This window comes from uncultured Sulfitobacter sp. (assembly GCF_964021855.1).
Lineage (GTDB): Bacteria > Pseudomonadota > Alphaproteobacteria > Rhodobacterales > Rhodobacteraceae > Sulfitobacter.
In genome coordinates, this window is the sequence record NZ_CAXHZD010000002.1 from 32,324 (window position 1) to 55,053 (window position 22,730).

The 22,730-nt window shown below is 58.7% G+C and carries 21 protein-coding genes and 1 other RNA gene; 13 read left to right on the forward strand and 9 right to left on the reverse strand.

The genetic code is table 11. The features are described 5' to 3' along the window. The first annotated feature begins 29 nt into the window (after positions 1-29). On the forward strand, positions 30-944 hold the full coding sequence (locus AADJ11_RS06270; protein WP_341233706.1) for a 3-hydroxyacyl-CoA dehydrogenase NAD-binding domain-containing protein: 915 nt from the start codon (positions 30-32) through the stop codon (positions 942-944). Here the strand turns inward: AADJ11_RS06270 and recR are convergent, their stop codons facing one another. From recR to AADJ11_RS06285, 3 genes are all read right to left on the reverse strand, one after another. Next, complete coding sequence (gene recR, locus AADJ11_RS06275; protein WP_341233707.1) at positions 945-1,538, reverse strand: recombination mediator RecR; 594 nt, start codon at positions 1,536-1,538, stop codon at positions 945-947. A gap of 73 nt (positions 1,539-1,611) precedes the next feature. Next, positions 1,612-1,956 carry a YbaB/EbfC family nucleoid-associated protein gene (locus AADJ11_RS06280; protein ID WP_339763917.1) on the reverse strand — a complete coding sequence of 115 codons (345 nt, stop codon included), beginning with the start codon at positions 1,954-1,956 and terminating at the stop codon, positions 1,612-1,614. A gap of 79 nt (positions 1,957-2,035) precedes the next feature. Beyond that, complete coding sequence (locus AADJ11_RS06285) at positions 2,036-3,778, reverse strand: DNA polymerase III subunit gamma/tau (protein ID WP_341233708.1); 1,743 nt, start codon at positions 3,776-3,778, stop codon at positions 2,036-2,038. A 182-nt stretch (positions 3,779-3,960) separates the two neighbouring features. Here AADJ11_RS06285 and AADJ11_RS06290 point away from each other — a divergent pair, with 182 nt between their 5' ends. Then, the gene (locus tag AADJ11_RS06290; RefSeq protein ID WP_341233709.1) at positions 3,961-4,800 is read left to right on the forward strand and encodes a neutral zinc metallopeptidase; all 840 of its coding nucleotides are present in this window, start codon (positions 3,961-3,963) and stop codon (positions 4,798-4,800) included. A 222-nt stretch (positions 4,801-5,022) separates the two neighbouring features. Here the strand turns inward: AADJ11_RS06290 and ffs are convergent. Both ffs and AADJ11_RS06300 read right to left on the reverse strand, forming a co-directional pair. Next, positions 5,023-5,120: signal recognition particle sRNA small type (gene ffs / locus AADJ11_RS06295), an RNA gene on the reverse strand. 37 nt (positions 5,121-5,157) lie between these two features. Then, complete coding sequence (locus tag AADJ11_RS06300; RefSeq protein WP_341233710.1) at positions 5,158-6,936, reverse strand: 5'-nucleotidase C-terminal domain-containing protein; 1,779 nt, start codon at positions 6,934-6,936, stop codon at positions 5,158-5,160. A gap of 221 nt (positions 6,937-7,157) precedes the next feature. On the opposite strand from AADJ11_RS06300, the gene nudC reads away from it, so the two are divergent. Next, positions 7,158-8,126: an NAD(+) diphosphatase gene (gene nudC, locus AADJ11_RS06305; protein ID WP_341233711.1), complete on the forward strand. Its 969-nt coding sequence runs from the start codon at positions 7,158-7,160 to the stop codon at positions 8,124-8,126. Between the two features lie 46 nt (positions 8,127-8,172). Continuing rightward, positions 8,173-8,640 (forward strand): SRPBCC family protein, encoded by a 468-nt coding sequence (locus AADJ11_RS06310; protein WP_341233712.1) that lies wholly within the window; start codon positions 8,173-8,175, stop codon positions 8,638-8,640. Between the two features lie 34 nt (positions 8,641-8,674). Here the strand turns inward: AADJ11_RS06310 and AADJ11_RS06315 are convergent, their stop codons facing one another. Then, positions 8,675-9,520, reverse strand: a complete 846-nt coding sequence (locus tag AADJ11_RS06315) for a prephenate dehydratase (RefSeq protein WP_093917621.1) — start codon at positions 9,518-9,520, stop codon at positions 8,675-8,677. 132 nt (positions 9,521-9,652) lie between these two features. On the opposite strand from AADJ11_RS06315, the gene AADJ11_RS06320 reads away from it, so the two are divergent. The 5 genes from AADJ11_RS06320 (at position 9,653) to AADJ11_RS06340 (ending at position 16,079) form a co-directional block, all read left to right on the forward strand. Continuing rightward, the gene (locus AADJ11_RS06320) at positions 9,653-10,159 is read left to right on the forward strand and encodes a cytochrome c family protein (protein WP_341233713.1); all 507 of its coding nucleotides are present in this window, start codon (positions 9,653-9,655) and stop codon (positions 10,157-10,159) included. A 172-nt stretch (positions 10,160-10,331) separates the two neighbouring features. Continuing rightward, positions 10,332-12,263 carry an extracellular solute-binding protein gene (locus AADJ11_RS06325; protein ID WP_341233714.1) on the forward strand — a complete coding sequence of 644 codons (1,932 nt, stop codon included), beginning with the start codon at positions 10,332-10,334 and terminating at the stop codon, positions 12,261-12,263. A 9-nt stretch (positions 12,264-12,272) separates the two neighbouring features. Further along, positions 12,273-13,361 carry a microcin C ABC transporter permease YejB gene (locus AADJ11_RS06330; protein WP_341233715.1) on the forward strand — a complete coding sequence of 363 codons (1,089 nt, stop codon included), beginning with the start codon at positions 12,273-12,275 and terminating at the stop codon, positions 13,359-13,361. 4 nt (positions 13,362-13,365) lie between these two features. After that, positions 13,366-14,472: an ABC transporter permease gene (locus AADJ11_RS06335; protein ID WP_341233716.1), complete on the forward strand. Its 1,107-nt coding sequence runs from the start codon at positions 13,366-13,368 to the stop codon at positions 14,470-14,472. Next, complete coding sequence (locus tag AADJ11_RS06340; RefSeq protein WP_341233717.1) at positions 14,469-16,079, forward strand: ABC transporter ATP-binding protein; 1,611 nt, start codon at positions 14,469-14,471, stop codon at positions 16,077-16,079. Before AADJ11_RS06335 ends, AADJ11_RS06340 begins: the two co-directional genes overlap by 4 nt. 22 nt (positions 16,080-16,101) lie before the next feature. Here the strand turns inward: AADJ11_RS06340 and AADJ11_RS06345 are convergent, their stop codons facing one another. Together AADJ11_RS06345 and AADJ11_RS06350 are read right to left on the reverse strand one after the other, a co-directional pair. Beyond that, entirely contained in the window at positions 16,102-17,565 is a 1,464-nt protein-coding gene (locus tag AADJ11_RS06345) for a serine hydrolase (protein ID WP_341233718.1), read from the reverse strand. Between the two features lie 250 nt (positions 17,566-17,815). Beyond that, positions 17,816-18,508 carry an HAD family hydrolase gene (locus AADJ11_RS06350; RefSeq protein ID WP_341233719.1) on the reverse strand — a complete coding sequence of 231 codons (693 nt, stop codon included), beginning with the start codon at positions 18,506-18,508 and terminating at the stop codon, positions 17,816-17,818. A 92-nt stretch (positions 18,509-18,600) separates the two neighbouring features. On the opposite strand from AADJ11_RS06350, the gene clpS reads away from it, so the two are divergent. From clpS to hemF, 4 genes are read left to right on the forward strand one after another with little or no spacing between them, the layout of a single operon-like run. After that, the gene (gene clpS, locus AADJ11_RS06355) at positions 18,601-18,942 is read left to right on the forward strand and encodes an ATP-dependent Clp protease adapter ClpS (protein ID WP_341233720.1); all 342 of its coding nucleotides are present in this window, start codon (positions 18,601-18,603) and stop codon (positions 18,940-18,942) included. A 3-nt stretch (positions 18,943-18,945) separates the two neighbouring features. Then, on the forward strand, positions 18,946-19,938 hold the full coding sequence (locus AADJ11_RS06360; RefSeq protein ID WP_341233721.1) for a class I SAM-dependent methyltransferase: 993 nt from the start codon (positions 18,946-18,948) through the stop codon (positions 19,936-19,938). 31 nt (positions 19,939-19,969) lie between these two features. Continuing rightward, positions 19,970-20,770: an SDR family oxidoreductase gene (locus AADJ11_RS06365; RefSeq protein ID WP_341233722.1), complete on the forward strand. Its 801-nt coding sequence runs from the start codon at positions 19,970-19,972 to the stop codon at positions 20,768-20,770. 24 nt (positions 20,771-20,794) lie between these two features. Further along, positions 20,795-21,688: an oxygen-dependent coproporphyrinogen oxidase gene (gene hemF / locus AADJ11_RS06370; RefSeq protein ID WP_341233723.1), complete on the forward strand. Its 894-nt coding sequence runs from the start codon at positions 20,795-20,797 to the stop codon at positions 21,686-21,688. A gap of 87 nt (positions 21,689-21,775) precedes the next feature. Here hemF and hemC read toward each other — a convergent pair whose 3' ends face one another. Further along, positions 21,776-22,729: a hydroxymethylbilane synthase gene (hemC, locus tag AADJ11_RS06375; RefSeq protein ID WP_341233724.1), complete on the reverse strand. Its 954-nt coding sequence runs from the start codon at positions 22,727-22,729 to the stop codon at positions 21,776-21,778. Between the last annotated feature and the right edge of the window lies 1 nt (position 22,730).

Sequence of the window (22,730 nt, forward strand, 5' to 3'; positions counted from 1 at the left end):
TGCCGCGGTTTGAACAAAGGAACGTTTTGATGGCCGGTAAAATCTCTGTCGCGGTGGTGGGCTGCGGTCTGATCGGGGCCAGCTGGGCGGCCCTGTTTCTGCGTGCGGGCCATGATGTGCGCGCGTGGGACCCTGATCCGCAGACGCTTGGCGGGTTTCGGGATCGGGTCGCGGTGCCATTGGCACAGCTGGAAGAGATCGGCGGGCCGACCACTCTAGGGGAACTGCATCTGGGTGCTGATCTGGGCGACGCGCTCAAAGATGTGCGTTTGGTGCAGGAAAACGCCCCTGAAAACGTGCCGCTGAAACAAGACCTCTATGCGCAGATCGAAGCACTTGTTGCAGACGACGTTATCATCGCCTCCAGCACCTCGGCGCATCCGTGGTCGCATCTGTCGGTTGGCATGAAGCACCCCGACCGCCTGATCACCGCGCACCCGTTCAACCCGCCGCATCTGGTGCCTTTGGTCGAAATCTTTGGCACCGATGATGCGGTGGTGACATGGGCCGAGGGGTTTTATAGCAATATCGGCTCCGCCCCTGTCAGGCTCAAGAAAGAGGCCGTCGGCCATATCGCCAACCGGCTTGCATCCGCCCTGTGGCGCGAGGCCGTGCATATCGTTGCCGAAGGCATCGCTGATGTCGAGGCGGTGGACAAAGCACTGGTGAACGGCCCCGGCCTGCGCTGGTCCGTGCTGGGCGCGCATATGGCCTATCATCTGGGCGGCGGCGCGGGCGGTATGGCCGGATATCTGGACCACCTTGGGGCCAGTCAGGAGAAACGTTGGGCAAGCTTGGGCAACCCCAGCCTGACCGAAGATGTGCGTGAAAAACTGGTGGCGGGTGTTACGGCAGAGGCGGCAGGGCGCAGCATAGCCGAGTTGGAAGCAGAGCGTGACGCCGCGCTAATCGCCTTGGCCAAGCTGCGTCAGAAGTCAGATTGATCAGATAGATTTGCGCGCGCGCATCGCCGCAGTGATCGTACCATCGTCAAGATAATCCAGCTCGCCACCAATGGGCACACCTTGGGCCAGCGACGTCAGGCGCACCTGCCCGTCCAGCTGATCGGCGATATAATGCGCGGTGGTTTGCCCGTCGATCGTGGCGTTCAGGGCCAAAATAACTTCGCTGATGTTTTCGCTGGCGACCCGGTCAATCAGACGCGGAATGCGCAGTTCTTGCGGGCCGATGGCATCCAGCGCGGACAGCGTGCCGCCCAAGACATGATAGCGCCCTTTGAACACGCCCGACCGTTCCATCGCCCACAGGTCCGCCACGTCTTCGACAACGCAAATCTCGCCATTGGCGCGTTTTTCCGATGTGCAGATGTCGCAGACATCGCTGGTGCCGACGTTGCCGCAGTTCAGGCATTCCCGCGCCGTGGCCGCCACGGTTTGCATCATGTCGGCCAATGGCGTCAGCAGCAGCGCGCGTTTGCGGATCAGGTGCAGCACCGCGCGCCGCGCCGATCTGGGGCCAAGGCCAGGAAGCCTCGACATCAGATCAATCAGGGCGTCGATATCGCGTGTGCTGCTCAAGGGTGTGGACCTCGCTGCGGGGTTAAAAAGAGATTTTATGCCTTCGGCGAGGATTTAGATCCATTTGGAAAGATCAAAAGGGCAGTTTCATGTCGGCGGGCAGGCCCATGCCTTCGGTCAGTTTGCTCATCTCGGACTGGGCGCGATCGGTGGCTTTGGATTGCGCGTCTTTGATCGCGGCAAGGATCAGGTCTTCGACGACTTCTTTTTCGTCGCCGTTGAAAATCGACGGATCAATATCAAGCGATTTCAGCTCGCCCTTGGCGGTGCAGGTCGCTTTGACAAGGCCGGCCCCGGATTCACCTTCGACGATGATATTGTGCATGTCTTCTTGCATCTGCGCCATCTTGCCTTGCATTTCCTGCGCGGCTTTCATCATTTTGGCCATGTCACCCATGGCACCCAAACCTTTTAACATTGTGTCGTCTCCTGAATTTCGTGTCTTGATCTATATGCGAATTGCGACGCTGCAGGACAAGGGGGTGCCCCCCTGCGCGCTAGTCGTCCTCGAACGGGTCCCATTCGTCTTCGACCTCGGGCAGGGCCTCGGACACGGCGGCGGCGGCGATGTCTTCGGGGGTGCGGATCGACAGGATTTTTGCCCCCGGAAAGGTTGCCATCACGGCCTGCATCAGCGGGTGGTTTTCAGCCTGTGATTTCAGGGCATTTTCCTTGGCATCGCGGATTTCGGCGATGGTTTCCGCGTTGCTGTCGCCAACGATAATCACCGCCCAGCGGTTGCCCGTCCATTGTTGCAGCCGCGTGCCCAGACGTTGCGCCAGATCGCGCGGCGCGTCATCGGTGGGGGTGAATTCGATGCGACCGGGTTGATAGGCGGCCAGCCGCAGGGTGTTTTCCACCTCGACCAGCAGCTTTACGTCGCGGTTGGTGCGGATCAGTTCGACCACATGTTCAAAGCTGGGAAACCGCGCGAGCGCTTGGTCAACCGCAGGGGCGGTGGCCGTCATGGTGACACCGGACGCGCCACCCGATTGAACGTGCTGCCCCCCCATCGCCGAGGTGCTGCCGCCACCACCACCGCCGCCGTTTGGCGCGGGGGTCGGGGCCGCGGGCGGCGGCGTGGCATTGCCAAGCTTGCGCACCAGCTCTTCGGGGCTGGGCAGGTCGGCCACATGGGTCAAACGGATGATCGCCATTTCGGCGGCCATCATTGCGTTGGGCGCGCTTGCGACCTCGTCCAGCGCCTTAAGCAGCATTTGCCACAGCCGCGTCAGCACCCGCATGGGCAGGGTTTCGGCCATGGTCAGGCCGCGACTGCGTTCTTCGGGGGATACAGTGGGATCTTCGGCAGCATCAGGCGTGATTTTCACGACCGACACCCAATGGGTAATCTCGGCCAGATCGCGCAGCACGGCCATCGGATCGGCCCCGTCCGAATACTGGCTGCTCAGTTCATTCAACGCACCCGCCGCATCGCCGCGCAGGATCATGTCGAACAGATCAAGCACCCGGCCACGGTCGGCCAAACCCAGCATCGCGCGCACTTGCACGGCGGTGGTTTCGCCCGCGCCATGGCTGATCGCCTGATCCAGCAGGGATGTCGCATCGCGCGCCGATCCTTCGGCGGCACGGGTGATCAGCGCCAGCGCATCATCGGCAATCTCGGCCCCTTCGGCCCCCGCGATTTTGCGCATCAAACCGATCATCACCTCGGGTTCGATCCGGCGCAAATCAAACCGCTGACAGCGCGACAGCACCGTGACCGGTACCTTGCGAATTTCCGTGGTCGCAAAGATAAATTTGACGTGTTCGGGCGGTTCCTCAAGCGTTTTCAGCAGGGCGTTGAACGCGCCTGTCGACAGCATGTGCACCTCATCGATGATGTACACTTTGTACCGGGCCGAGGCCGCGCGGTAATGCACAGAATCAATAATCTCGCGGATGTTGCCGACACCGGTGTTCGATGCGGCATCCATCTCCATCACATCGACATGGCGGCCTTCCATGATGGCCACGCAATGTTCGCATTCGCCACAAGGTTCGGTCGTGGGGCCACCATTCCCATCCGGCCCGATGCAGTTCATCCCCTTGGCGATGATCCGCGCGGTGGTGGTTTTGCCGGTGCCCCTGATCCCGGTCATGATAAACGCCTGCGCAATGCGATCAGCCTCGAACGCATTTTTCAGGGTCCGTACCATGGCGTCTTGGCCGACCAGATCGGTAAAGGTCTCGGGCCGGTATTTGCGGGCAAGAACGCGGTAGGCGGTGGTGTCTGACATGACGGTCCTTCGGGGATTCGGGTTGCACCATAAGATAGGGCGGGGGCGGGGCAGCGTCCACCGTTGTTGGGCCGGGGAATGTGCGGCCCCGCGTTAAGCGTTGAATGCGATACCGCCTAGAGTGTAAACATATCCGAACCATACCGATATAACACATCAAATCTTACAACTGGGGGCACGCGATGCGGCTGCGAGGGATACGGCGAAGCAAGAATGTTGAAGTACGCGGCGGCCGCCGGGGCAGTGGCGGGCGCGCAGGCGGTCTGGGGCTTGTCGGCGTGTTGGCGGTTCTGGCCATCGGCTATTTCACCGGCATTGATGTGTCGCCCTTGATCGGTGCTGGCGGCAGCCAACCCCAGCAAAGCGCGCCTGTCAGTCAGGCAGACGCCCAAGCCACGCAGTTTTCGGCGCAGGTTCTGGCCACAACCGAAGATGTCTGGGGCAAGATTTTCCACGAACAATTGGGCCGTGATTATGTGCCGCCAAAGCTGGTCGTGTTCTCAAGCGTGACGCAAAGTGCGTGCGGCGGCGCATCCGGCGCGTCGGGGCCGTTTTACTGCCCCGCCGATCAAAAGGCATATCTGGATACGGATTTTTTCAACATGCTCTCGCAGCGCATGGGCGCGGGCGGTGATTTCGCCGCCGCCTATGTGATCGCCCACGAGGTCGCGCACCATGTGCAAAACCAGCTGGGTATCCTGCCCAAGGTCGACGCGCTGCGGCGGCAATCCTCCAAGGCAGAGGCGAACGCACTCACCGTCCGGCTTGAGCTGATGGCCGATTGTCTGTCCGGCATTTGGGCGCAAAACGTCAAAGGGCTGATGGAGCGGGGCGATCTGGACGAGGCGTTGAATGCGGCGCGTAAAATCGGCGATGACTATTTGCAAAAGCAGGCCGGTCGCGCACCGCAGCCGCATACCTTTACCCACGGCACATCCGCACAAAGAGCAGGCTGGTTCCAGCGCGGCTATGACAGCGGGCAGGTTGGTCAATGCGATACTTTTGCGGCTGAACGGCTGTAAGGCATGCTGCGTTCGGTCGTGTAAGGTAAAATTTACTTTTATAAACAGGTAGTTAAGTTACCCATGGGTAACTTGGCTGCTGAGCGCAGGCGTGCCGAGGCTCTCAAATGGACAGCGGCATTTCGGGGGCGTGTGATTTTGGGGATTTTGGCTACCCCTCTCGTGCCATCCTTTGGATGACCCTGCCGAGGTGACGCGCATTTTGCTTTGCAAAATACGCTTAGGTGAGAGGCTGATAACGACCCAAGTGGGGCTCGTTACGGCTGCTTCCTTCCGGATCTGACCGGGTTGGCGAGGCACCTGCCCGCACCAACCTCTCAAGGGTCATATAGTATAGCGTTTTTCAAAGTGCAAGGTTCACAAGGTGATCTGGATGCGGTCAAATCCGGTTTCCGTGTGTCCCAGTATTTCGGGGCAAAGCGCGCTGATCTGCGAAAAATACCGCGCGGCATTGGGGCTGGATTCGAACACGGCCTTGAACGTACCGCCACAGTTCAACTGCCATGGGGTGATGTGCATCCAGTCGGTGAAACCGTCGTTTTGCAAGGCCTGCACAATCGCTTGCACCGGGGTCAGATCGCTTTGGAACAGGGGGGCGGGCAGGTTCAGGTCGGTATATCCGCCGCCGCCCGCCGCGCGAAAATGGTTCGTGGCGATGATGAACTGTTGATCGGCGGTGACCGCCGCGCCCGCGTGCATCAGCGATGTGATCCGTTCGCCAACGGGGCGCGATGGATCAATGATATAATCCAGCCCGTAAATCGTATCAAAAATAAAGCTGGGGTTGCGTTCGTCCCGCAGCTGTTGGTCGGGTGTGTCGGGGCTTAGCTGGTTGTACACACAGGCCGAATGTTCCAGCCAGTCGCGCAGCATCGCCCCGGTGATCCGCAAGGCGCAAATCCGGTTGGTGGCAGGGGCGAAATTCGCCAGATGCCGGCGCAGTACCGGCCCTTGCGGTATGTGGATATAGTTCGTCGGGCCGCTTTTTTCGCCCACAGTGCGGGTGGTGGCGGTTGCTAATATGGGCAGGTGATCATAGCCGCTGCCCGCCAATCCTTGCTTGACCTCGATCGCCTTGGACCTTGCTGCAAGGGCCAGCGTGTCGGTGGGGCGCACCATCCCGAAATAGCTGTGCAGATCACAGCCGATCTCGGCGACCGGTTCTGCAAGATAGGCGCGTGTGGCCTGATGGGCCGGGATGGTTTGGTCGATGATGGCGGGGTCGGGTTTCAGGGTGCCCGCATTGGGCCAAAGCCTGCTGGTGTATTTTTCGATATGCCAGCCGCCGCCCGGCGTTTGCACTAGATCAAGGTCGATCACCCCCAGATCAGACGCCCCGTTGCCCGGCATCACGATGGGCGATGCGGTGACAGGACCGGTACAGGTGACGGGGGCCAAGGGGTATCGCTGATGCGTGTGGCCCGCGATGACCACATCGATATCAGGCACTTGCGCCAATGCGGCGGCCCCTGAATTGCCGGTGATCTTTTGCCCATCGGACGGGGTGATACCCATATGGGCAAGGGCGATGACCAGCCCGGCCCCATCCCTTCGCAGCTTCTTGGCGGCGGTGGCCAGTGACACAAGCGGGTCCTGGATACGTGCATCCGTGGGCAGTTGCGATGCGTTCCAAATGGCGGTCTCTTGGGGCAGGGCCGACAGAATGCCGAGGGTCAGCGCGGCCCCTTGCGATGTATCGGTGCCGGTTTTCAGCACGGCATGGGGGCGCACGCCCGCAATAGCACCGCCGGAAAGATTGGTCGAAAGCACCGGCGCATCCAACTGACCAATCACATCGGCCAGATAGCCGGTGCCATAGTCCAGATCGTGATTGCCCAGCCCGATGGCGTCATATTCCATCGTGTTAAAGGCGCGGATTATGGGGTGCGTGGACGCGGTGCCAGACGTGCTTTGCCAATCGGCCAAAGCGGTGCCTTGCAAGAAATCACCATTATCCAACAAGACCGTCGACCGCCCCTGTGATCGGGCTTCGTCGCGCGCGGCGGTGACCATGGTGGCCAGTCCGGCCAGACCGGCGGTGCTGCTTGGCGCGTCGAACGCATAGTCGAACCCCGTGAGGTTCATGTGTAAATCGGTCGTTGCAAGTATCCGCAGCTTTGCGGTGATGCGCGTCATGAGGGGGCGACCCTAGCGGTTGATGGCATAAGGTGGCCTGTGCTGTCGGCTGGTGTCGATGGTCAAAGGCTTGGCTCCGGACTTCTGTATTCTCGCTAAGGTGGATGTATTGTATTTCACTCTCGCTTCGATTGAAAGCGTCTCGTGCGGGAAATCCCGGCGGGCTTGGCTTTGGGTCTTATGCTGGCTACCAAGTGGGCAAACCAGATTTGAGGGACGATATGAAGCACGCTGAAACAGTAACATTCGGGGGATCGTCGCTTGACCGTGCAGGGGAACTGCGCGGCGATAAAGAGGCCGTCGCGGCGGCAAAGGCCGATGATGCCGCCCGTGCGATATTGTTTTGGCGGGGTAAGGTTCTGATCGATCCCACACGTCCTGCGTCCCTTGTGCGTTTGCCGCTTGATCATCCGGCGCTTGACGATGCCAGTGGTACACCAATTCTGCTGGGCCGAGAAGACGGTGCAGCACGGTTTGCCTATGACCTGTCGCAGTGGATGCCCGACGACGTTGACCCGCGTCAGTTGGGGCAATTTCTGGACCCAAGCGAACAGCACCACCCGATGCTGCCGCAGGACTATGTTTTTGTCGAATTGCGGCGTGTGATGACCTGGCTGGACCCGCGCGATGCGGAACTGGCCGCAACTGGCAAAGCGATTTTGGCGTGGCATGATATTCACGGGTTTTGCGCCCGTTGCGGGTTTGAAACCGTGATCAATGACGCAGGGTGGCAGCGTAATTGTCCGGCCTGCCGCGCATCGCATTTTCCGCGCACTGACCCGGTGGTTATCATGCTGATTACCCATGGTAATTCGGTTCTTATGGGGCGGTCGCCGGGCTGGCCTGCGGGGATGTATTCGCTGCTGGCCGGGTTTGTTGAACCGGGCGAAACGCTTGAGGCCGCCGTGCGCCGCGAAGTGTTCGAGGAATCGGGCGTGCGCGTGGGCGAGGTCAGCTATCTGGCGAGCCAACCATGGCCGTTTCCAGCGTCTTTGATGTTTGGCTGCGCGGGTGTTGCAACCAGCAACGAGATCACCATTGATCCCAAAGAAATCGAAGACGCGGTTTGGGTCACGCGCGAGGAAATGCTGGACGTGTTCGCAGGCCAGCACACCACCATCCTGCCCGCACGCAAAGGCGCCATTGCGCATTTCTTGCTGGAAAACTGGCTTGCGGATACACTGGATTGATATGATTGATTGAGATGGCATTTCTTTAGGTTAATTGGACGGTATTATGAAATTTTCGACGAAAGAGGATATCGACGCACCTATTGATGCGGTGTTCGAGATGCTGTGCGAGTTCGACAACTTTGAACGCGCGGCCATGCGGCGCGGGGCAGAGGTGCGGCGGGTCGATACAAAGACCGAGCCGGGCACCGGTATGAAATGGGAAGCGGCCTTTGACATGCGGGGCAAGCGCCGCGAGATCGAGGTTGAAATGGTGACCTTTGACCAGCCGACCGAGATTTGCCTTGAATCGATGTCGCCGGGGTTGCTTGGCACCGTGTCCTTTGAACTTCTGGCATTGTCACGCAGCCGCACACGGATCGCGGCCAGCCTTGAGATCAAACCGAAAACCCTGTCGGCGCGTTTGTTGGTGCAGTCTTTGAAGCTGGCCAAAACGTCATTGACCAAGAAATTCAAACGGCGCGTTGCCGAATATGCCAAAGACATGGAAGAGCGGTATCAGCAGGCCAAGTAAGGTCTGCTGAACTGCATGTATAGCTGCGCCAAGATCAGCTTTGCCGGTCGGGGTCGGCCGGATAAACGCCCAGAATTTCCAGCATATTGGTGAAATATCCCAATTCCTCAAGCGCGCGTTGCACGGCGGGATCGTCGGGATGCCCTTCGATGTCGGAATAGAACTGGGTCGCGGTGAACGATCCGCCGACCATATAGCTTTCCAGCTTGGTCATGTTGATGCCGTTTGTCGCGAAACCACCCATCGCCTTGTACAGGGCTGCGGGGATGTTGCGGACTTCAAACACGAAAGTTGTCAGCATTTTTTCGGCGCGGCGGGTCATGTCGATATCGGGGGCCATCAGCAAGAACCGCGTGGTGTTGTGATCAAGGTCTTCGATGTCGCGCGCCAGCACGTTTAGCCCGTGAATATCGGCGGCAACTTCGCTGGCCAGCACGCCGGTGTTGCGGTCATTTGACGCGGCCAGCTCTTCTGCGGCACCGGCGCTGTCTTTTGCCGCCTCTGATGCGATCCCATGGGCGTCAAGCCAGCTGCGCGCCTGCGGGATCAGCACCATATGGGCGCGGGCCAGTTTGATATCTTCTAGTGGAACGCCGGGTTTGGCCATCAGGCAGATGCGCACCCGTACAAAGGCCTCGTCGATGATGTGCAGGCCGCTTTTGGGCAGTAAACGATGGATATCTGCGACGCGGCCATAGGTCGTATTCTCAACCGGAAGCATGGCAAGATCGGCGCGGCCTTCGCTGACGGCAAGGAACACATCCTCGAATGTCAGGCAGGGGACGGGAATCATATCGGGGCGCGCTTGGAGGCATGCCTCGTGGCTGTAAGCGCCCAAAGCACCCTGAAAAGCGATGCGAGGAGAGTTTTTTTGGCTCATTTCGGGCATCCTTTATCAGACCTTTACTATTGTCAGCGCTTCGTAGGGGTAACTACACCTTGCCCCGACGAAGGGAAAGCAATAGATACGCGGACAACCCTATGCCCGAATACCAACGATGGACCTTCACGCATGTTCGATACAATGACGATCACTAAAGTAGCTGCCGGCTTGTTTGGGGCTTGGCTTGTTCTTTTGCTTGGCAAGTTCGCCAGCGAAGTAGTTTACCACAACGAAGTGCACGGTGACGCGGGATATGTTGTCGAAGTCGCGTCGGCTGGTGGCGATGAACCCGCTGAAGAAGTTGATTTCTCGGCTGTGTTGGCGTCTGCCGATGCCAGCGCCGGTGCCAAAGTTTTCCGCAAATGCGGTGCCTGTCACAAAGTTGAAAACGGCGAAAACGCAGTTGGTCCGTATCTGTACGGCGTCGTTGGCCGCCCCGTGGACAGCGCCGATGGCTTTACCGCCTATTCCGGTAACCTTGAACAAGCAGCTGATGTTTGGACACCGGAAAACCTGAACGCATTCCTGACCAAGCCATCCGCATTCGCGCCCGGCACCACCATGGGTTTCGCGGGTCTTGGCAAAATCGAAGATCGTGCGAACGTTATCGCGTATCTCGACAGCCTCGACGACTGATCTGTCGATCTGATTTTACGAAGGGCCGCCCCACCCGTGGGCGGCCTTTTGCGTTTTGCGGTCGCATTTCAGTGAGATAACATATTCGCAACTTGTATTCGGGCGCTTTGGGCCGTTAGCTTATGCGCTAGGACGGCCCTGCCGATATGACATTTTGCAAAGGAACATCTTGATGCCCCGCACCCATGCCCGCGCTGCAATACGCGCACGCACTATGACATCTCAGCCGGTTTGGATGATGTTGCTGGCGTTGGGGGTTATGTTGGTCGGCGTCGCAGCCTATGCCCAAGAGGGCAAGATTATCCGCAGCCACGGGTATTCGTTTTACGGTGATCTGAAATACCCCGCCGATTACCGGCATTTTGACTATGTGAACCCCGATGCCCCCAAGGGCGGCGAGATTGCGATCTCGACCCTTGGGACGTTTGATTCGATGAACCCCTATTCCCGTAAGGGTCGCGGTGGGGCGTTAAGCAGCATTATGTACGAAAGCCTGCTGGGCGAAGGGACGGGCGGGGAGCAAGCCCCGGCGGATGTTTATGGCGAAAGCTATTGCCTGCTGTGCGAGAGCCTTGAGTATCCCGAAACCAAAGACTGGGTGATCTTTCACATGCGCAAGGATGCCAGGTTTTCGACGGGCGATCCGGTCACCGCCCATGACATCGTGTTCAGCCATAACCTGCTGTTGGATCAGGGCCTGAAATCCTATGGCGATGCCGTGCGCAAGCGTATCCCCAAGGTCGAAGCGATTGATGATTACACGGTCAAATTCTATTTCACCCCCGGCATCTCGCGCCGCAGCCTGATCAGCCAAGTGGGCGGTGTGCCCGCGTGGTCCAAGAAGTGGTTTGATGAAACCGGCGCGCGGCTGGACGAATCCCGCTTGATGACGTCGCCGGGGTCTGGCCCCTATACTGTGGAAACGGTCGATGTGAACCGGCGCATTGTCTACAAACGCAACCCTGACTACTGGGGCAAGGACCTGCCGTTCAACGTGGGCCGCAATAATTTCGATACGATTCGGGTCGAGTATTTCGGCGACGAAAATTCCGCGTTCGAGGCGTTTAAAGCAGGCGAATACACCTTCCGCGCCGAGGGCAGTTCAAAGAAATGGGCGTCGGCCTATGATTTCCCCAAAGTTGCCGCCGGTCAGGTGGTCAAAGAGGAGATCCCCGATGGGGCCCCGCCCACACCCGCGGGCATTGTTTTCAACCTTGGCCGCGATGTGTTGAAAGACAAACGTGTCCGTCAGGCGATTGCCTTGGGCTATAACTTTGAATGGACGAATGAATCGCTGCAATTCGGGCTGTTCAAACCGCGCGCGTCTTTCATCCAAGACACGCCTTTGATGGCCACCGGAAAACCGCAGGGCATGGAGCTTGCCTTGCTTGAACAGCTGGGTGATCTGGTGCCCCCTGAAATGCTGACCGAAGATGCGGTTATGCCGCATAGCTCGGACGGGTCGCGGCTGTTGGATCGGCGCAACCTGCGCCGCGCGATGAAGCTGCTGGATGATGCCGGATGGGCCGTGGGGACAGATGGCAAACGCTATGACGCAAGCGGGCAGCCGCTGCGCCTGAATTTTTTGATGGATTCTGCCGGGTCGCCCACGTTGTCTGCGATTGTCGAAAACTTTATGTCGAATTTGCAGAACATGGGCATCGATGCGGTGCTTGAGAGAGTCGACAGTTCGCAATTTACGGCCCGCCAACGGGATCGCGATTACGATCTGATTTACGATCAATATCCGACGTTTCTGGGCACCGGCACAGGCTTGGCCCAGTTTTTCGGGTCAGAGGCGTCCAGCTATTCGGTATTCAACCCCGCAGGTGTGGCCAGCCCGATGATCGACGCGATTATTGAAGTGTCCCTCGCGGCGCAAACCAAGGAAGAGGAAGACGCCAGCCTGATCGCGCTGGACCGTGCCTTGCGCTACGAGTTCTTCATGATCCCGACATGGTACAATGACAGTTTCTGGACGGCGTATTATGACCAGTACGAACACCCCGAAAACCAGCCTGCCTATGCCTTGGGCTATCTCGATTTCTGGTGGTACAACGCCGACAAAGCAGCGGCCTTGCGCGCCGCTGGTGCGCTGAGGTAAACGCCGCATATGGGCGCTTATATTCTTCGACGGCTATTGCTGATTATTCCCACTTTGATTGGGATTATGCTGATCAACTTTGCGCTGGTGCAGTTCGTGCCCGGCGGCCCGGTTGAGCAGGCAATCGCCCGTATTCAAGGCGGCGGTGACGTGTTCGAAGGGTTCTCGGGCGGGGGGAATGACGCGGGCAATGCGGATATTGCAGGCAGCACAGAAAACTATGTCGGCGCGCGCGGTTTGCCCCCTGAATTCATCGCAGAGCTTGAGAAAGAGTTCGGCTTTGACAAGCCCCCGGTTGAGCGGTTCCTGAACATGATGTGGAACTATATGCGCTTTGATTTCGGAGAGAGCTATTTCAGGTCGATCAGTGTTATTGATCTGATCAAGGAAAAGCTGCCGGTGTCGATTACGCTGGGGCTGTGGTCGACGGTGATCGCATATCTGGTGTCGATCCCGCTGGGTATTCGCAAGGCGGTCAAGGACGGCACAGCTTTTGACACATGGACATCTGGCGCGATCATTGCGGCCTATGCGATCCCGGGGTTTTTGTTCGCGATTTTGCTGCTGGTGCTGTTTGCGGGCGGATCATACTGGCAGATATTCCCGCTGCGGGGGCTGACATCGGATAATTTCGACCAGCTTAGCCCGCTTGCCAAGGTCGGCGATTATTTCTGGCACATTACCTTGCCGGTGCTGGCATCGACCATATCGGCCTTTGCAACGCTGACCTTGCTGACGAAAAACAGCTTTCTGGACGAGATCAAAAAGCAATATGTGATGACGGCGCGGGCCAAGGGGTTGTCGGAACGCAAGGTGCTGTATGGCCATGTGTTCCGCAATGCGATGTTGATTGTGATCGCGGGTTTTCCGGCGGTGTTTATCGGCGTGTTCTTTGGCGGGTCGCTGATCATCGAGACGATATTCAGCCTTGATGGGCTGGGTCGTTTGGGGTTCGAGGCAGCGGTCGCCCGTGATTATCCCATCGTGTTCGGCACCTTGTTTATCTTTGGTCTGATCGGGCTGGTCGTCGGTATTCTGTCTGACCTGATGTATGTATTCGTCGATCCGCGGATCGACTTTGAGCGGCGGGAGGGGTGATCTGATGGCATTATCCCCCCTTAACCAGCGCCGCTGGCATAATTTCACCCGCAACCGCCGCGCCTATTGGAGCCTTTGGATTTTCGCGATCCTGTTCGGGATTTCGCTGTTCGCGGAGTTCGTGGCGAACGACAAGCCGATCTTGGTGAATTATCGCGGTGATTATTTCATGCCGATCTTTCAGTTTTATCCCGAAACGGCGTTCGGCGGCGATTTCCAGACCGAGGCCGTGTATCGCGACCCCGAGGTGAAATGCCTGATCGCAACTGGCGGGCTGGTGGATTGTTTTGACGATCCCGATCAGTTGATCGAGGACGCCCAAGACGGTGAAATTGACGGCCAAGCGATCGAAAAAGGCTGGGCGATCTGGCCGCCGATCCCCTATTCGTTCAACACCGCCGTGGACCGGCCCGGTGCGGCCCCCTTGCCGCCCAACCGTCAGAACCTGCTGGGCACCGATGGCACCAAACGTGACGTGTTGGCGCGGGTCATTCACGGGTTCCGGCTGTCGATCCTGTTTACCTTGATTGTGACGGGTGCCGCATCGCTGATCGGCATTATTGCGGGGGCGGTTCAGGGCTTCTTTGGCGGATGGACCGACCTGATCTTTCAACGGGTGATCGAGATTTGGTCGTCCACCCCGTCGCTGTATGTGATCATCATTATGTTCGCCATTTTGGGGCGCAGTTTCTGGCTGCTGGTGTTCTTGCTGGTGCTGTTCAGTTGGACATCTTTGGTGGGCGTTGTGCGTGCCGAATTCTTGCGGGCGCGCAACCTAGAATATGTGCGCGCGGCGCGGGCGCTTGGGGTGGGGAATGTGACGATCATGTTCCGGCACATGCTGCCCAACGCGATGGTGGCCCTGCTGACGATGCTGCCGTTTATCATTACGGGCACGATCAGCACGCTGGCGATCCTTGACTTTTTGGGCTTTGGTTTGCCGTCTTCGGCCCCGTCGCTGGGCGAGCTGACATTGCAGGCAAAACAGAACCTGCAAGCGCCGTGGCTGGCGTTCACGGCGTTCTTTACCTTTGCCATCATGCTGTCTTTGCTGATTTTTATCTTTGAGGGCATCCGTGATGCATTCGACCCAAGAAAGACATTCTCATGACTGGTGCGCCAACCATGACCGAGACTAAATCCGCCCTGCTAGAGGTCAAAGACCTGCGTGTGTCCTTTCGTCAGGAGGGGGCGTTAACGCAAGCCGTTAAAGGTGTCAGCTTTACCGTTGAACGGGGCGAGACTGTTGCCTTGGTCGGTGAATCCGGTTCGGGTAAATCTGTGTCTGCGCTAAGCACGGTGTCGCTGCTGGGTGACAGCGCCGAGGTGTCGGGGTCTGTCCTGTATGACGGGCAGCAGATGATCGGGGCGAGCGATGCCTTGCTGCGCAAGGTGCGTGGCAACGATATCAGTTTTATCTTTCAAGAGCCTATGACCTCGCTGAACCCGCTGCACACGATTGAAAAGCAGTTGGGGGAATCGCTGGCGCTGCATCAAGGTGTGGTCGGCACCGCCGCGCGGCAACGCATTATCGAGCTGCTGAACAAGGTGGGCATTAACGACGCCGAAAGCCGTCTGGGGGCCTATCCACATCAATTGTCGGGCGGGCAACGGCAGCGCGTGATGATCGCCATGGCGCTGGCCAATAAGCCAGATGTGCTGATCGCGGATGAACCGACGACGGCGCTGGATGTGACCATTCAGGCGCAGATTTTGGACCTGCTGAAAGAGCTGAAAGACAGCGAAGGCATGGGCCTGCTGTTCATCACCCACGACCTAGGCATTGTGCGCCGCATCGCCGACCGCGTTTGCGTCATGCAACATGGCGAGATTGTCGAGCAAGGCCCGACAGCGCAGATTTTCGATAACCCGCAACATCCCTATACGCAAAAGCTGCTGGGGGCGGAGCCATCAGGCCGTCCTGACCCCGTGCCAGAGGGTGCCGAGGTGATCGCAAGCACGGATCATCTGAAGGTGTGGTTTCCCATCCAGCAGGGGTTCCTGCGCAAGACCGTGGATCACGTGAAGGCGGTGAATGACGCCAGCCTGACAGTACGTGCCGGCGAAACCGTTGGGATCGTAGGCGAATCCGGGTCGGGCAAGACCACCATGGCGCTGGCGATCATGCGGTTGATTGCGTCAGAGGGTGGCATAAACTTTGCGGGGCAAGACGTGCGCAAATGGTCGACGCGTGAATTGCGACGCCTGCGCAAAGACATGCAAATCGTGTTTCAGGACCCGTTTGGCAGCCTGTCGCCGCGGATGACCTGTATGCAGATCATCGCCGAGGGGCTGACCATCCACAACGTCGATCCCGAGCGAAACCAACGCGAGTTGGTGCGTGATGTGATGGTCGAAGTGGGGCTGGACCCGGCCACGATGGACCGCTATCCGCACGAGTTTTCAGGCGGCCAGCGCCAACGTATTGCGATTGCGCGCGCGATGGTTTTGCGGCCGCGTTTGCTGGTGTTGGATGAGCCGACCTCGGCGCTGGATATGACCGTGCAGGTGCAGATCGTTGATCTGCTGCGCAATCTTCAGCGCAAGTATGGCTTGGCCTATCTGTTCATCAGCCACGACCTTAAAGTCGTGCGTGCGATGTCGCATAAGGTGATCGTGATGAAGCGCGGGGATGTCGTTGAATATGGCGATGCCGATACGCTGTATGACAATCCGAAATCGGATTACACGCGTAGCTTGTTGCAGGCGACCACCTAAGAAATAGACGGTCGGTGCCTGTTTAGCCGGGGCCGATCATGAAGCAGCTGACATTGCGGGCGGCCAAGCGACGGCAGGCCAGATCGGCGGTCTCACGGGTCATGCCCAGGAAATTCGCATCATACCCTTGGGGGCGTTGGACCACTTTGCGCAATGTGCCGTCCAGCGTCGAAATCTCGGACAGGGCGGTTTTGACCAGGACGGTTTCGGCGGCATAGCGGCTGGGGAAACGACCCACATTGACGCCCCAGTGACGCCCGCCGGATGTCGAAACGCGTGTGACCACCTCTTGCTGTTGCGGTGGTGCCTTTTGGACCTGTGTCGGTGCAATGGATGCGATGAGCCCAGTTGGCCGCGCGGTGGGGCGCGGGGACACGGCGGCAAGGCTGGCGGATTGTACATCCTTGGCGGGGGCCGCTGCCACGGCTTGTTTGATCGCGGCATTGATGTCCTGCGCCAATAGGGGCGAGGTGGCGACCGGTGCCTCTGCCGTGGCGATGACCACGGCGTCGTTTGTGGTGGGGCGCAGGTGCGGGCGCTTGGAGGTTGTGACCGCGCCAACGAGGCGAATGGTCTTGCCTGCGCCACCGGAATTATTGGCAACCGGCGTGTCTTCGATGTCGGCATAAAGCGGCTTGGCAGGTTTGATAAGCGGCGCTTTGGAAGGGGCGCGGCGGAAACCAAGGTCCATCAGTTCCGCAACTTTTGCGTTGCGTGCGGTGGTCGAGGTGCCGCCAAACACGGTCACGATGATCCGTTCATTGCCGCGCTCTGCCGAGGCGGTCAGGTTAAAGCCCGCAGCGCGTGTGTAACCCGTTTTGATCCCGTCGGCACCTTTGTAGGACGCCAGAAAGCGGCGGTTGGTATGGCTGACCTTGCGCACGCCGGCATCGGCGGTGATGCGGGAAAACAGGTTGTAATATTCGGGGAAATCATACAGCAGGTGGCGGCCCATGGTGGTCATGTCACGCGCGGTGGACATGTGACCGGATTCCGTCAGGCCGTGGGCGTTTTTAAATGTGGTGTTGGTCATGCCAAGCGCCTTGGCCGTGCGGTTCATGCGGCGGGCAAATTTGGCTTCGGAGCCGGAGATCGCTTCGCCGATGGCGGTGGCGGCATCGTTGGCCGATTTCACCGCAGCGCCGCGGATCAGATAGCGCAATGCAATGGTCTGGCCCGGCCGCATACCCAGTTTGCTGGGCGGTTCGGAGGCTGCGTGTTTGCTGATCTTGACCTTGGTATCGAGCGAAATCTCACCGCGCTTGATCGCGTCAAATGCGATGTAAAGTGTCATCATTTTTGTGAGGGAGGCCGGATGCAATCGCGTGTCGGCATTTCGGGAATGAAGAACCTCGTTGGTTCTGGCATCAATAACGTAGGCGGCGTAGGGAGCTGCCATGGCGCTAAGGGGTAGCACCACCAAAATCCAGATAGCCGCAAGAATGAATAGCCCATACCGGGCCGGCTGCACGCGCCGCGCTCTCATGATAACTGCCTTTGCTCTGCCTCGGACCGCCGATTTTTCGACTGGCCACTAATTATTAAGCTTAACGTACCACAGGTCGCATTTTCGATAAACCCTTTGAAATCAAGGATTACATGAAAAGGTGAATATTCCGTGAGCCACATCTAGCGGAAGCGATTCGGGCAACCACTAAAGATGCTATTGTGACGGCAATGTGGCGTTGATTTGACGGAAATAATGCGAATCTTGCGGCGGTCTGAGGGCGCAAAAATCAGGTTAGAATTTGTTCTAATTCTGAGAGATCCGCGATTTGCCGGAACCGTTGCGCATGATGGGGGGGCTCCGCATGTTCAAGCGCCCAGGTTTGCCCGTGCGGCACATGGATGCCCCAACCGCCCGCATCGACCATCGGGACCACGTCGGATTTCATCGAATTGCCGACCATCATGCCCCGTTCGGTGCCGTCGCCAAACTGGTTGAAAATGCGCTTATAGGTCGCCGGGGTCTTGTCCGACACGATCTCGATCCCGTCGAACATATCGCGCAAGCCCGAAAGCGCGAGTTTGCGTTCCTGATCCAAAAGATCGCCCTTGGTGATTAACACCAGTTTGTAGCGCCCTTGCAGCGCCTCGAGGGTTTCCTGAGCGTGGGGCAGTAAATCGACGGGATGAGACAGCATTTCGCGGCCCGCATCCAAAATTTCGGCGATGACGGTTGCGGGGACTTTGCCATCCGTGACCTCGATCGCGGTTTCGATCATCGAAAGGGTGAACCCTTTGATCCCAAAACCATAATGCGGAATGTTCCGCCGTTCGGCGATCAGCAGCCGATCCATCAGCGTGTCGGGCGCGGTATGATCGCGCAGCAGGTCGGCAAAGTGGTCTTGGGTCAGGACGAAATAATGTTCGTTGTGCCAAAGCGTGTCATCGGCATCAAACCCGATCAGGGTGAGCGGCTTGGCCATCTTTCCAAGATCCTCTTTTATAATGTCTGTTTCAGGCTATATAGACGCTTATACGACTCACTTGAACCACTTCTCTCGCAGCAGGAGCAGCAATGCGCCTTGATGATATTATGATGGCCGGCAAGGATCGCGACGACGAAGATGTCGATCTGCTGACCAAAGTCAAACCCAAGACCAAGCGGCCGCCGATGTATAAGGTGATGCTGCTGAACGATGATTTCACCCCGATGGAATTTGTCGTCCACGTGCTTGAGCGTTTCTTTGGTCTGAACCATGCGCAAGCGTTCGAGATCATGCTGACGGTTCACAAAAAGGGTCTGGCGGTTGTGGGTGTGTTCAGCCACGAAATTGCTGAAACCAAAGTGGCGCAGGTCATGGATTTCGCGCGCAGGCATCAGCACCCGCTGCAATGCACCATGGAAAAAGAAGAATAACACTTGATTGATGCACGTTTGCAGCTGGCGCTTGACGGCGGTGGCCTTGAATTACCGGATGAGGGGACGATTGCCGTCTTCCAGCCGCCCCGTGACAGTGATTTGCCCGGCCTTGATAAGGACCGCGTTCAGATCATTCAGGATTTCAAACCGGATTATGACGTTTGGGCCGCCCGCGGCTATGACGTGGTGCGCAGCTTTGAGGGCAGCTATGCCGCTTGCATCGTCTGTCTGCCCCGCGCCAAGGCAGAAGCCCGCGCGATGATCGCCGACGCCTGCGAGGCCTGCGACGGCATCGTGGTGATCGACGGCCAAAAAACCGACGGCGCTGACAGTATCCTGCGCGAAATGCGCAGCCGCGTGACCATTCACGGACCGATTTCAAAGGCGCATGGCAAACTGTTCTGGATCGCCGAACCAGCCGCAGAGTTTTTTGTGGATTGGAAACAGGGGCCTGAACAAACCGATGGCGGTTTCTGGACCGCGCCGGGTGTCTTCTCGGCGGACGGGGTTGATTTGGCTTCGGCGCTTTTGGTGGACGCATTGCCAGAAAAGCTGGGCGCTGAGGTTGCCGATCTGGGCGCGGGTTGGGGTTTTCTATCCGCGCATATTCTGACCCGGGAAAGCGTTCAAAAGCTTTACGTTGTCGAGGCAGGGCATATGGCATTGGAATGTGCCCGCCGGAATGTCGGTGACGACCGCGCCGAATTCCTGTGGGAAGATGCCACGGCGTGGGAGCCACCGCACCGTTTGGACGCGGTTGTGATGAACCCGCCATTTCACACCGGCCGCGCCGCCGAACCGCAAATCGGTCAGGCCTTTGTCGCGGCGGCCGCGCGCATGTTGGCACCGCAAGGCAAGCTGTGGATGGTCGCGAACCGTCACCTTCCTTATGAGGCCGAGCTGAAAACACGCTTTGCCCATGTAGAAGAGATTGGCGGGGATGCGCGGTTCAAGCTGTTTCACGCAGCCCGGCCCCTGCGAAAACGTCGCTAAGCGCCCGTTGGCGGTATAAGGAACCAGTTTTATGTCATTTTCGATCAAAGGCAAAAACGTCATCGTGACAGGTGCTGCAAACGGGATCGGCCTAGCGATTGCGCGACAGTTTGCTGACAAAGGTGCCAATGTCATGTGCGCCGATATGGATGAAAAGGCCCTGACCGAAGAGTTCGGCAATACCAAAGACGAGGGCAATATCCGCTTTTTTGCAGGGGATTTGCGCCAGCGTTTGACGATTGCCAATCTTGTATCCGCAACCATTGATGCCTTTGACGAGGTCGATGTGCTGGTGAACGCCTCGCGGCAGTTTTTGCCGACGGACGCATTGAATAACGAAGACACCAGCGTTGAAACCCTGTGGCAGGAAAACGTGATGACCGCGTTGCAGTTGACGCAGCAGGTGTCGAAACGGATGATCAAGCAGGCCGAGGACCGCCCCGAGGGGGTGGTGGGGAGCATTATCAACCTCAGCTCGATCGCATCGCGGCACACGCGACCCGAGCTGATGGCCTATTCGATGGCCGCCGCCGCGCTGGAGCAGATGACACGGTCGATGGCGCTGACGCTGGCCCCGCACCGGATCAGGGTGAATGCCGTTGCGTTCGGGTCGGTGATGAGCGGATCGTTGAAGGCGTCGGTCGCGGATAACCGTGAATGGCGCGATGATATTCGCAGCCACACGCCGCTGGGCCGTATCGCTTCGCCATCCGAATTGACCGACACCATTCAGTTTCTCGCGACGGACAGTTCCAGCTTTATGACGGGCGAAGTGATCGTGGTGGACGGTGGCCGTTCGCTGCTGGACGCGGTGGATGCACCTGCGCACTGATCTGCGCGAACGAGGTAATAGAATATGACAGATAATTTCGAGGCTGAAAAAGCGCGCGCGGCCGCGTGGTTTCACGAACTACGCGACCAGATTGTCGACGCGTTCGAAGGGTTGGAAAACGGACATGATGCCGGGCCATTGGCAGATGCGCCTGCTGGCCGGTTCGAGGTCACAAAAACGACCCGCAGCAGCGACGATGGTTCGGATGCCGGTGGCGGCTTGATGAGCGTCATGCGCGGCGGGCGTGTGTTTGAGAAGGTTGGCGTCAATATCTCGACCGTTTATGGCACGCTGGGCGAGCGGGCGCAGGTGGCCATGGCCGCGCGCAAGGGCATTCCTGGCATGAAAGACGACCCGCGGTTTTGGGCCTCTGGCATCAGTCTGGTGGCACATATGCAAAACCCCCATGCCCCGGCGGTTCACATGAACACCCGCATGTTCTGGACACCCCATGCGTGGTGGTTTGGCGGCGGATCAGACCTGAACCCTTGCATCGAATATGCCGAGGATACCGCGCATTTTCACGACCAGCAAAAGGCCCATTTGAACCCCCATGGTTTGGGCTTGTACCCCAAGCTTAAGGAATGGGCCGACGAATATTTCTATATCCCGCACCGTAAGCGTGCGCGCGGTGTGGGTGGTATTTTCATGGATGATCATTGCACCGGCGATTGGGAGGCGGATTTCAAGCTGACCCAAGACATCGGTCGTGCGTTCCTGCCCGCCTATGTCCCCCTTGTCGAAAAGCGCAAAGCGCAAAGCTGGGATGACGCGGATAAGGATGCCCAGTTGGTGCATCGCGGGCTCTATGCTGAGTATAATCTGGTCTATGATCGCGGGACGAAATTCGGGCTTGAGACCGGGCATGATGCCAATGCCGTATTGATGAGCCTGCCGCCCTTCGCCAAATGGGTGTGATGCTCTGACAGCGGGCAGGGGGCCAGCCCCCGTCCTGCGGACTCCCCCGGGATTTTGGACCATTTGGAAATGGGCAGAGGCGGGGGGTTATGCGCCCCCGTGCCAATCAAAGAAATGCGAGCCGGCTTGGGCGAGCAGTTCCTGCGCGAGGTCGACGCCCATTTGACCGCCATCCGAGATCGGGCCGCTGCGGGTGCCTTTGATGACTTCTGATCCGTCGGGGCGCAAGACTTCGCCGCGCAAGTGCAGGGTGTCGCCGTCCAGTGTGGCAAGCCCTGCGATAGGGGTTTCGCAAGAGCCGTCCAGTGTGAGCAGGAAAGCGCGTTCCGCGGTCAGGCGTTGGCCTGTGGGGGTGTCGTGGATGGCGGACAGCAGCGCCTCTGTCTCGGCGTCGCCAGCGCGGCGTTCGATGCCAATCGCGCCTTGGGCGACGGCGGGCAGCATGTCGGTGTCGTTGATCGGGGTGGCGGGGACGTTTGCCATGTCCAGACGGTTCAGCCCTGCCATGGCGAGGAAGGTACATTCGGCCACGCCATCGGCCAGCTTGCGCAGGCGGGTCTGTACGTTGCCGCGGAATTCAACAACTTGCAGATCGGGGCGCTTGTGCAGCAATTGCGCGCGGCGGCGCAGGCTGGAGGTGCCGACGACCGCGCCTTGGGCCAGTTGATCCAGCGCGGACATCTGGGGCGCGACAAAGGCGTCGCGCGGGTCTTCGCGCGGCAGGAAGGTATCGAGCAGCAGGCCGCCGGGTTGGATAGTGGGCATGTCTTTCATCGAATGCACGGCGATGTCGATCTTGCCTGCCAGCAGGTCTTCTTCGATTTCGCGGGTGAACAGGCCCTTGCCGCCGATTTCCTTGAGGGGCCGATCCTGGATCATATCGCCGGTGACCTTGATCACCACCACCTCGAACGCGGTCAGGGGCAGGTTAAACGCCGAGGACAGCCGCGCACGGGTTTCATGGGCTTGGGCCATGGCGAGGGGCGAGCCACGGGTGCCGATGCGCAAAGGGTTCTGAGGGGTAGGCAAGGTCAAGGTCATG

Excerpts from the sequence above, each read along its gene's own strand:
- AADJ11_RS06270 (WP_341233706.1), top strand. The coding sequence starts at position 30 with ATGGCCGGTAAAATCTCTGTCGCGGTGGTGGGCTGCGGTCTGATCGGG.
- AADJ11_RS06280 (WP_339763917.1), bottom strand. The coding sequence starts at position 1,956 with ATGTTAAAAGGTTTGGGTGCCATGGGTGACATGGCCAAAATGATGAAA.
- AADJ11_RS06285 (WP_341233708.1), bottom strand. The coding sequence starts at position 3,778 with ATGTCAGACACCACCGCCTACCGCGTTCTTGCCCGCAAATACCGGCCC.
- AADJ11_RS06290 (WP_341233709.1), top strand. The coding sequence starts at position 3,961 with ATGCGGCTGCGAGGGATACGGCGAAGCAAGAATGTTGAAGTACGCGGC.
- AADJ11_RS06300 (WP_341233710.1), bottom strand. The coding sequence starts at position 6,936 with ATGACGCGCATCACCGCAAAGCTGCGGATACTTGCAACGACCGATTTA.
- nudC (WP_341233711.1), top strand. The coding sequence starts at position 7,158 with ATGAAGCACGCTGAAACAGTAACATTCGGGGGATCGTCGCTTGACCGT.
- AADJ11_RS06310 (WP_341233712.1), top strand. The coding sequence starts at position 8,173 with ATGAAATTTTCGACGAAAGAGGATATCGACGCACCTATTGATGCGGTG.
- AADJ11_RS06315 (WP_093917621.1), bottom strand. The coding sequence starts at position 9,520 with ATGAGCCAAAAAAACTCTCCTCGCATCGCTTTTCAGGGTGCTTTGGGC.
- AADJ11_RS06320 (WP_341233713.1), top strand. The coding sequence starts at position 9,653 with ATGTTCGATACAATGACGATCACTAAAGTAGCTGCCGGCTTGTTTGGG.
- AADJ11_RS06325 (WP_341233714.1), top strand. The coding sequence starts at position 10,332 with ATGCCCCGCACCCATGCCCGCGCTGCAATACGCGCACGCACTATGACA.
- AADJ11_RS06330 (WP_341233715.1), top strand. The coding sequence starts at position 12,273 with ATGGGCGCTTATATTCTTCGACGGCTATTGCTGATTATTCCCACTTTG.
- AADJ11_RS06335 (WP_341233716.1), top strand. The coding sequence starts at position 13,366 with ATGGCATTATCCCCCCTTAACCAGCGCCGCTGGCATAATTTCACCCGC.
- AADJ11_RS06340 (WP_341233717.1), top strand. The coding sequence starts at position 14,469 with ATGACTGGTGCGCCAACCATGACCGAGACTAAATCCGCCCTGCTAGAG.
- AADJ11_RS06345 (WP_341233718.1), bottom strand. The coding sequence starts at position 17,565 with ATGAGAGCGCGGCGCGTGCAGCCGGCCCGGTATGGGCTATTCATTCTT.
- AADJ11_RS06350 (WP_341233719.1), bottom strand. The coding sequence starts at position 18,508 with ATGGCCAAGCCGCTCACCCTGATCGGGTTTGATGCCGATGACACGCTT.
- clpS (WP_341233720.1), top strand. The coding sequence starts at position 18,601 with ATGCGCCTTGATGATATTATGATGGCCGGCAAGGATCGCGACGACGAA.
- AADJ11_RS06365 (WP_341233722.1), top strand. The coding sequence starts at position 19,970 with ATGTCATTTTCGATCAAAGGCAAAAACGTCATCGTGACAGGTGCTGCA.
- hemF (WP_341233723.1), top strand. The coding sequence starts at position 20,795 with ATGACAGATAATTTCGAGGCTGAAAAAGCGCGCGCGGCCGCGTGGTTT.
- hemC (WP_341233724.1), bottom strand. The coding sequence starts at position 22,729 with ATGACCTTGACCTTGCCTACCCCTCAGAACCCTTTGCGCATCGGCACC.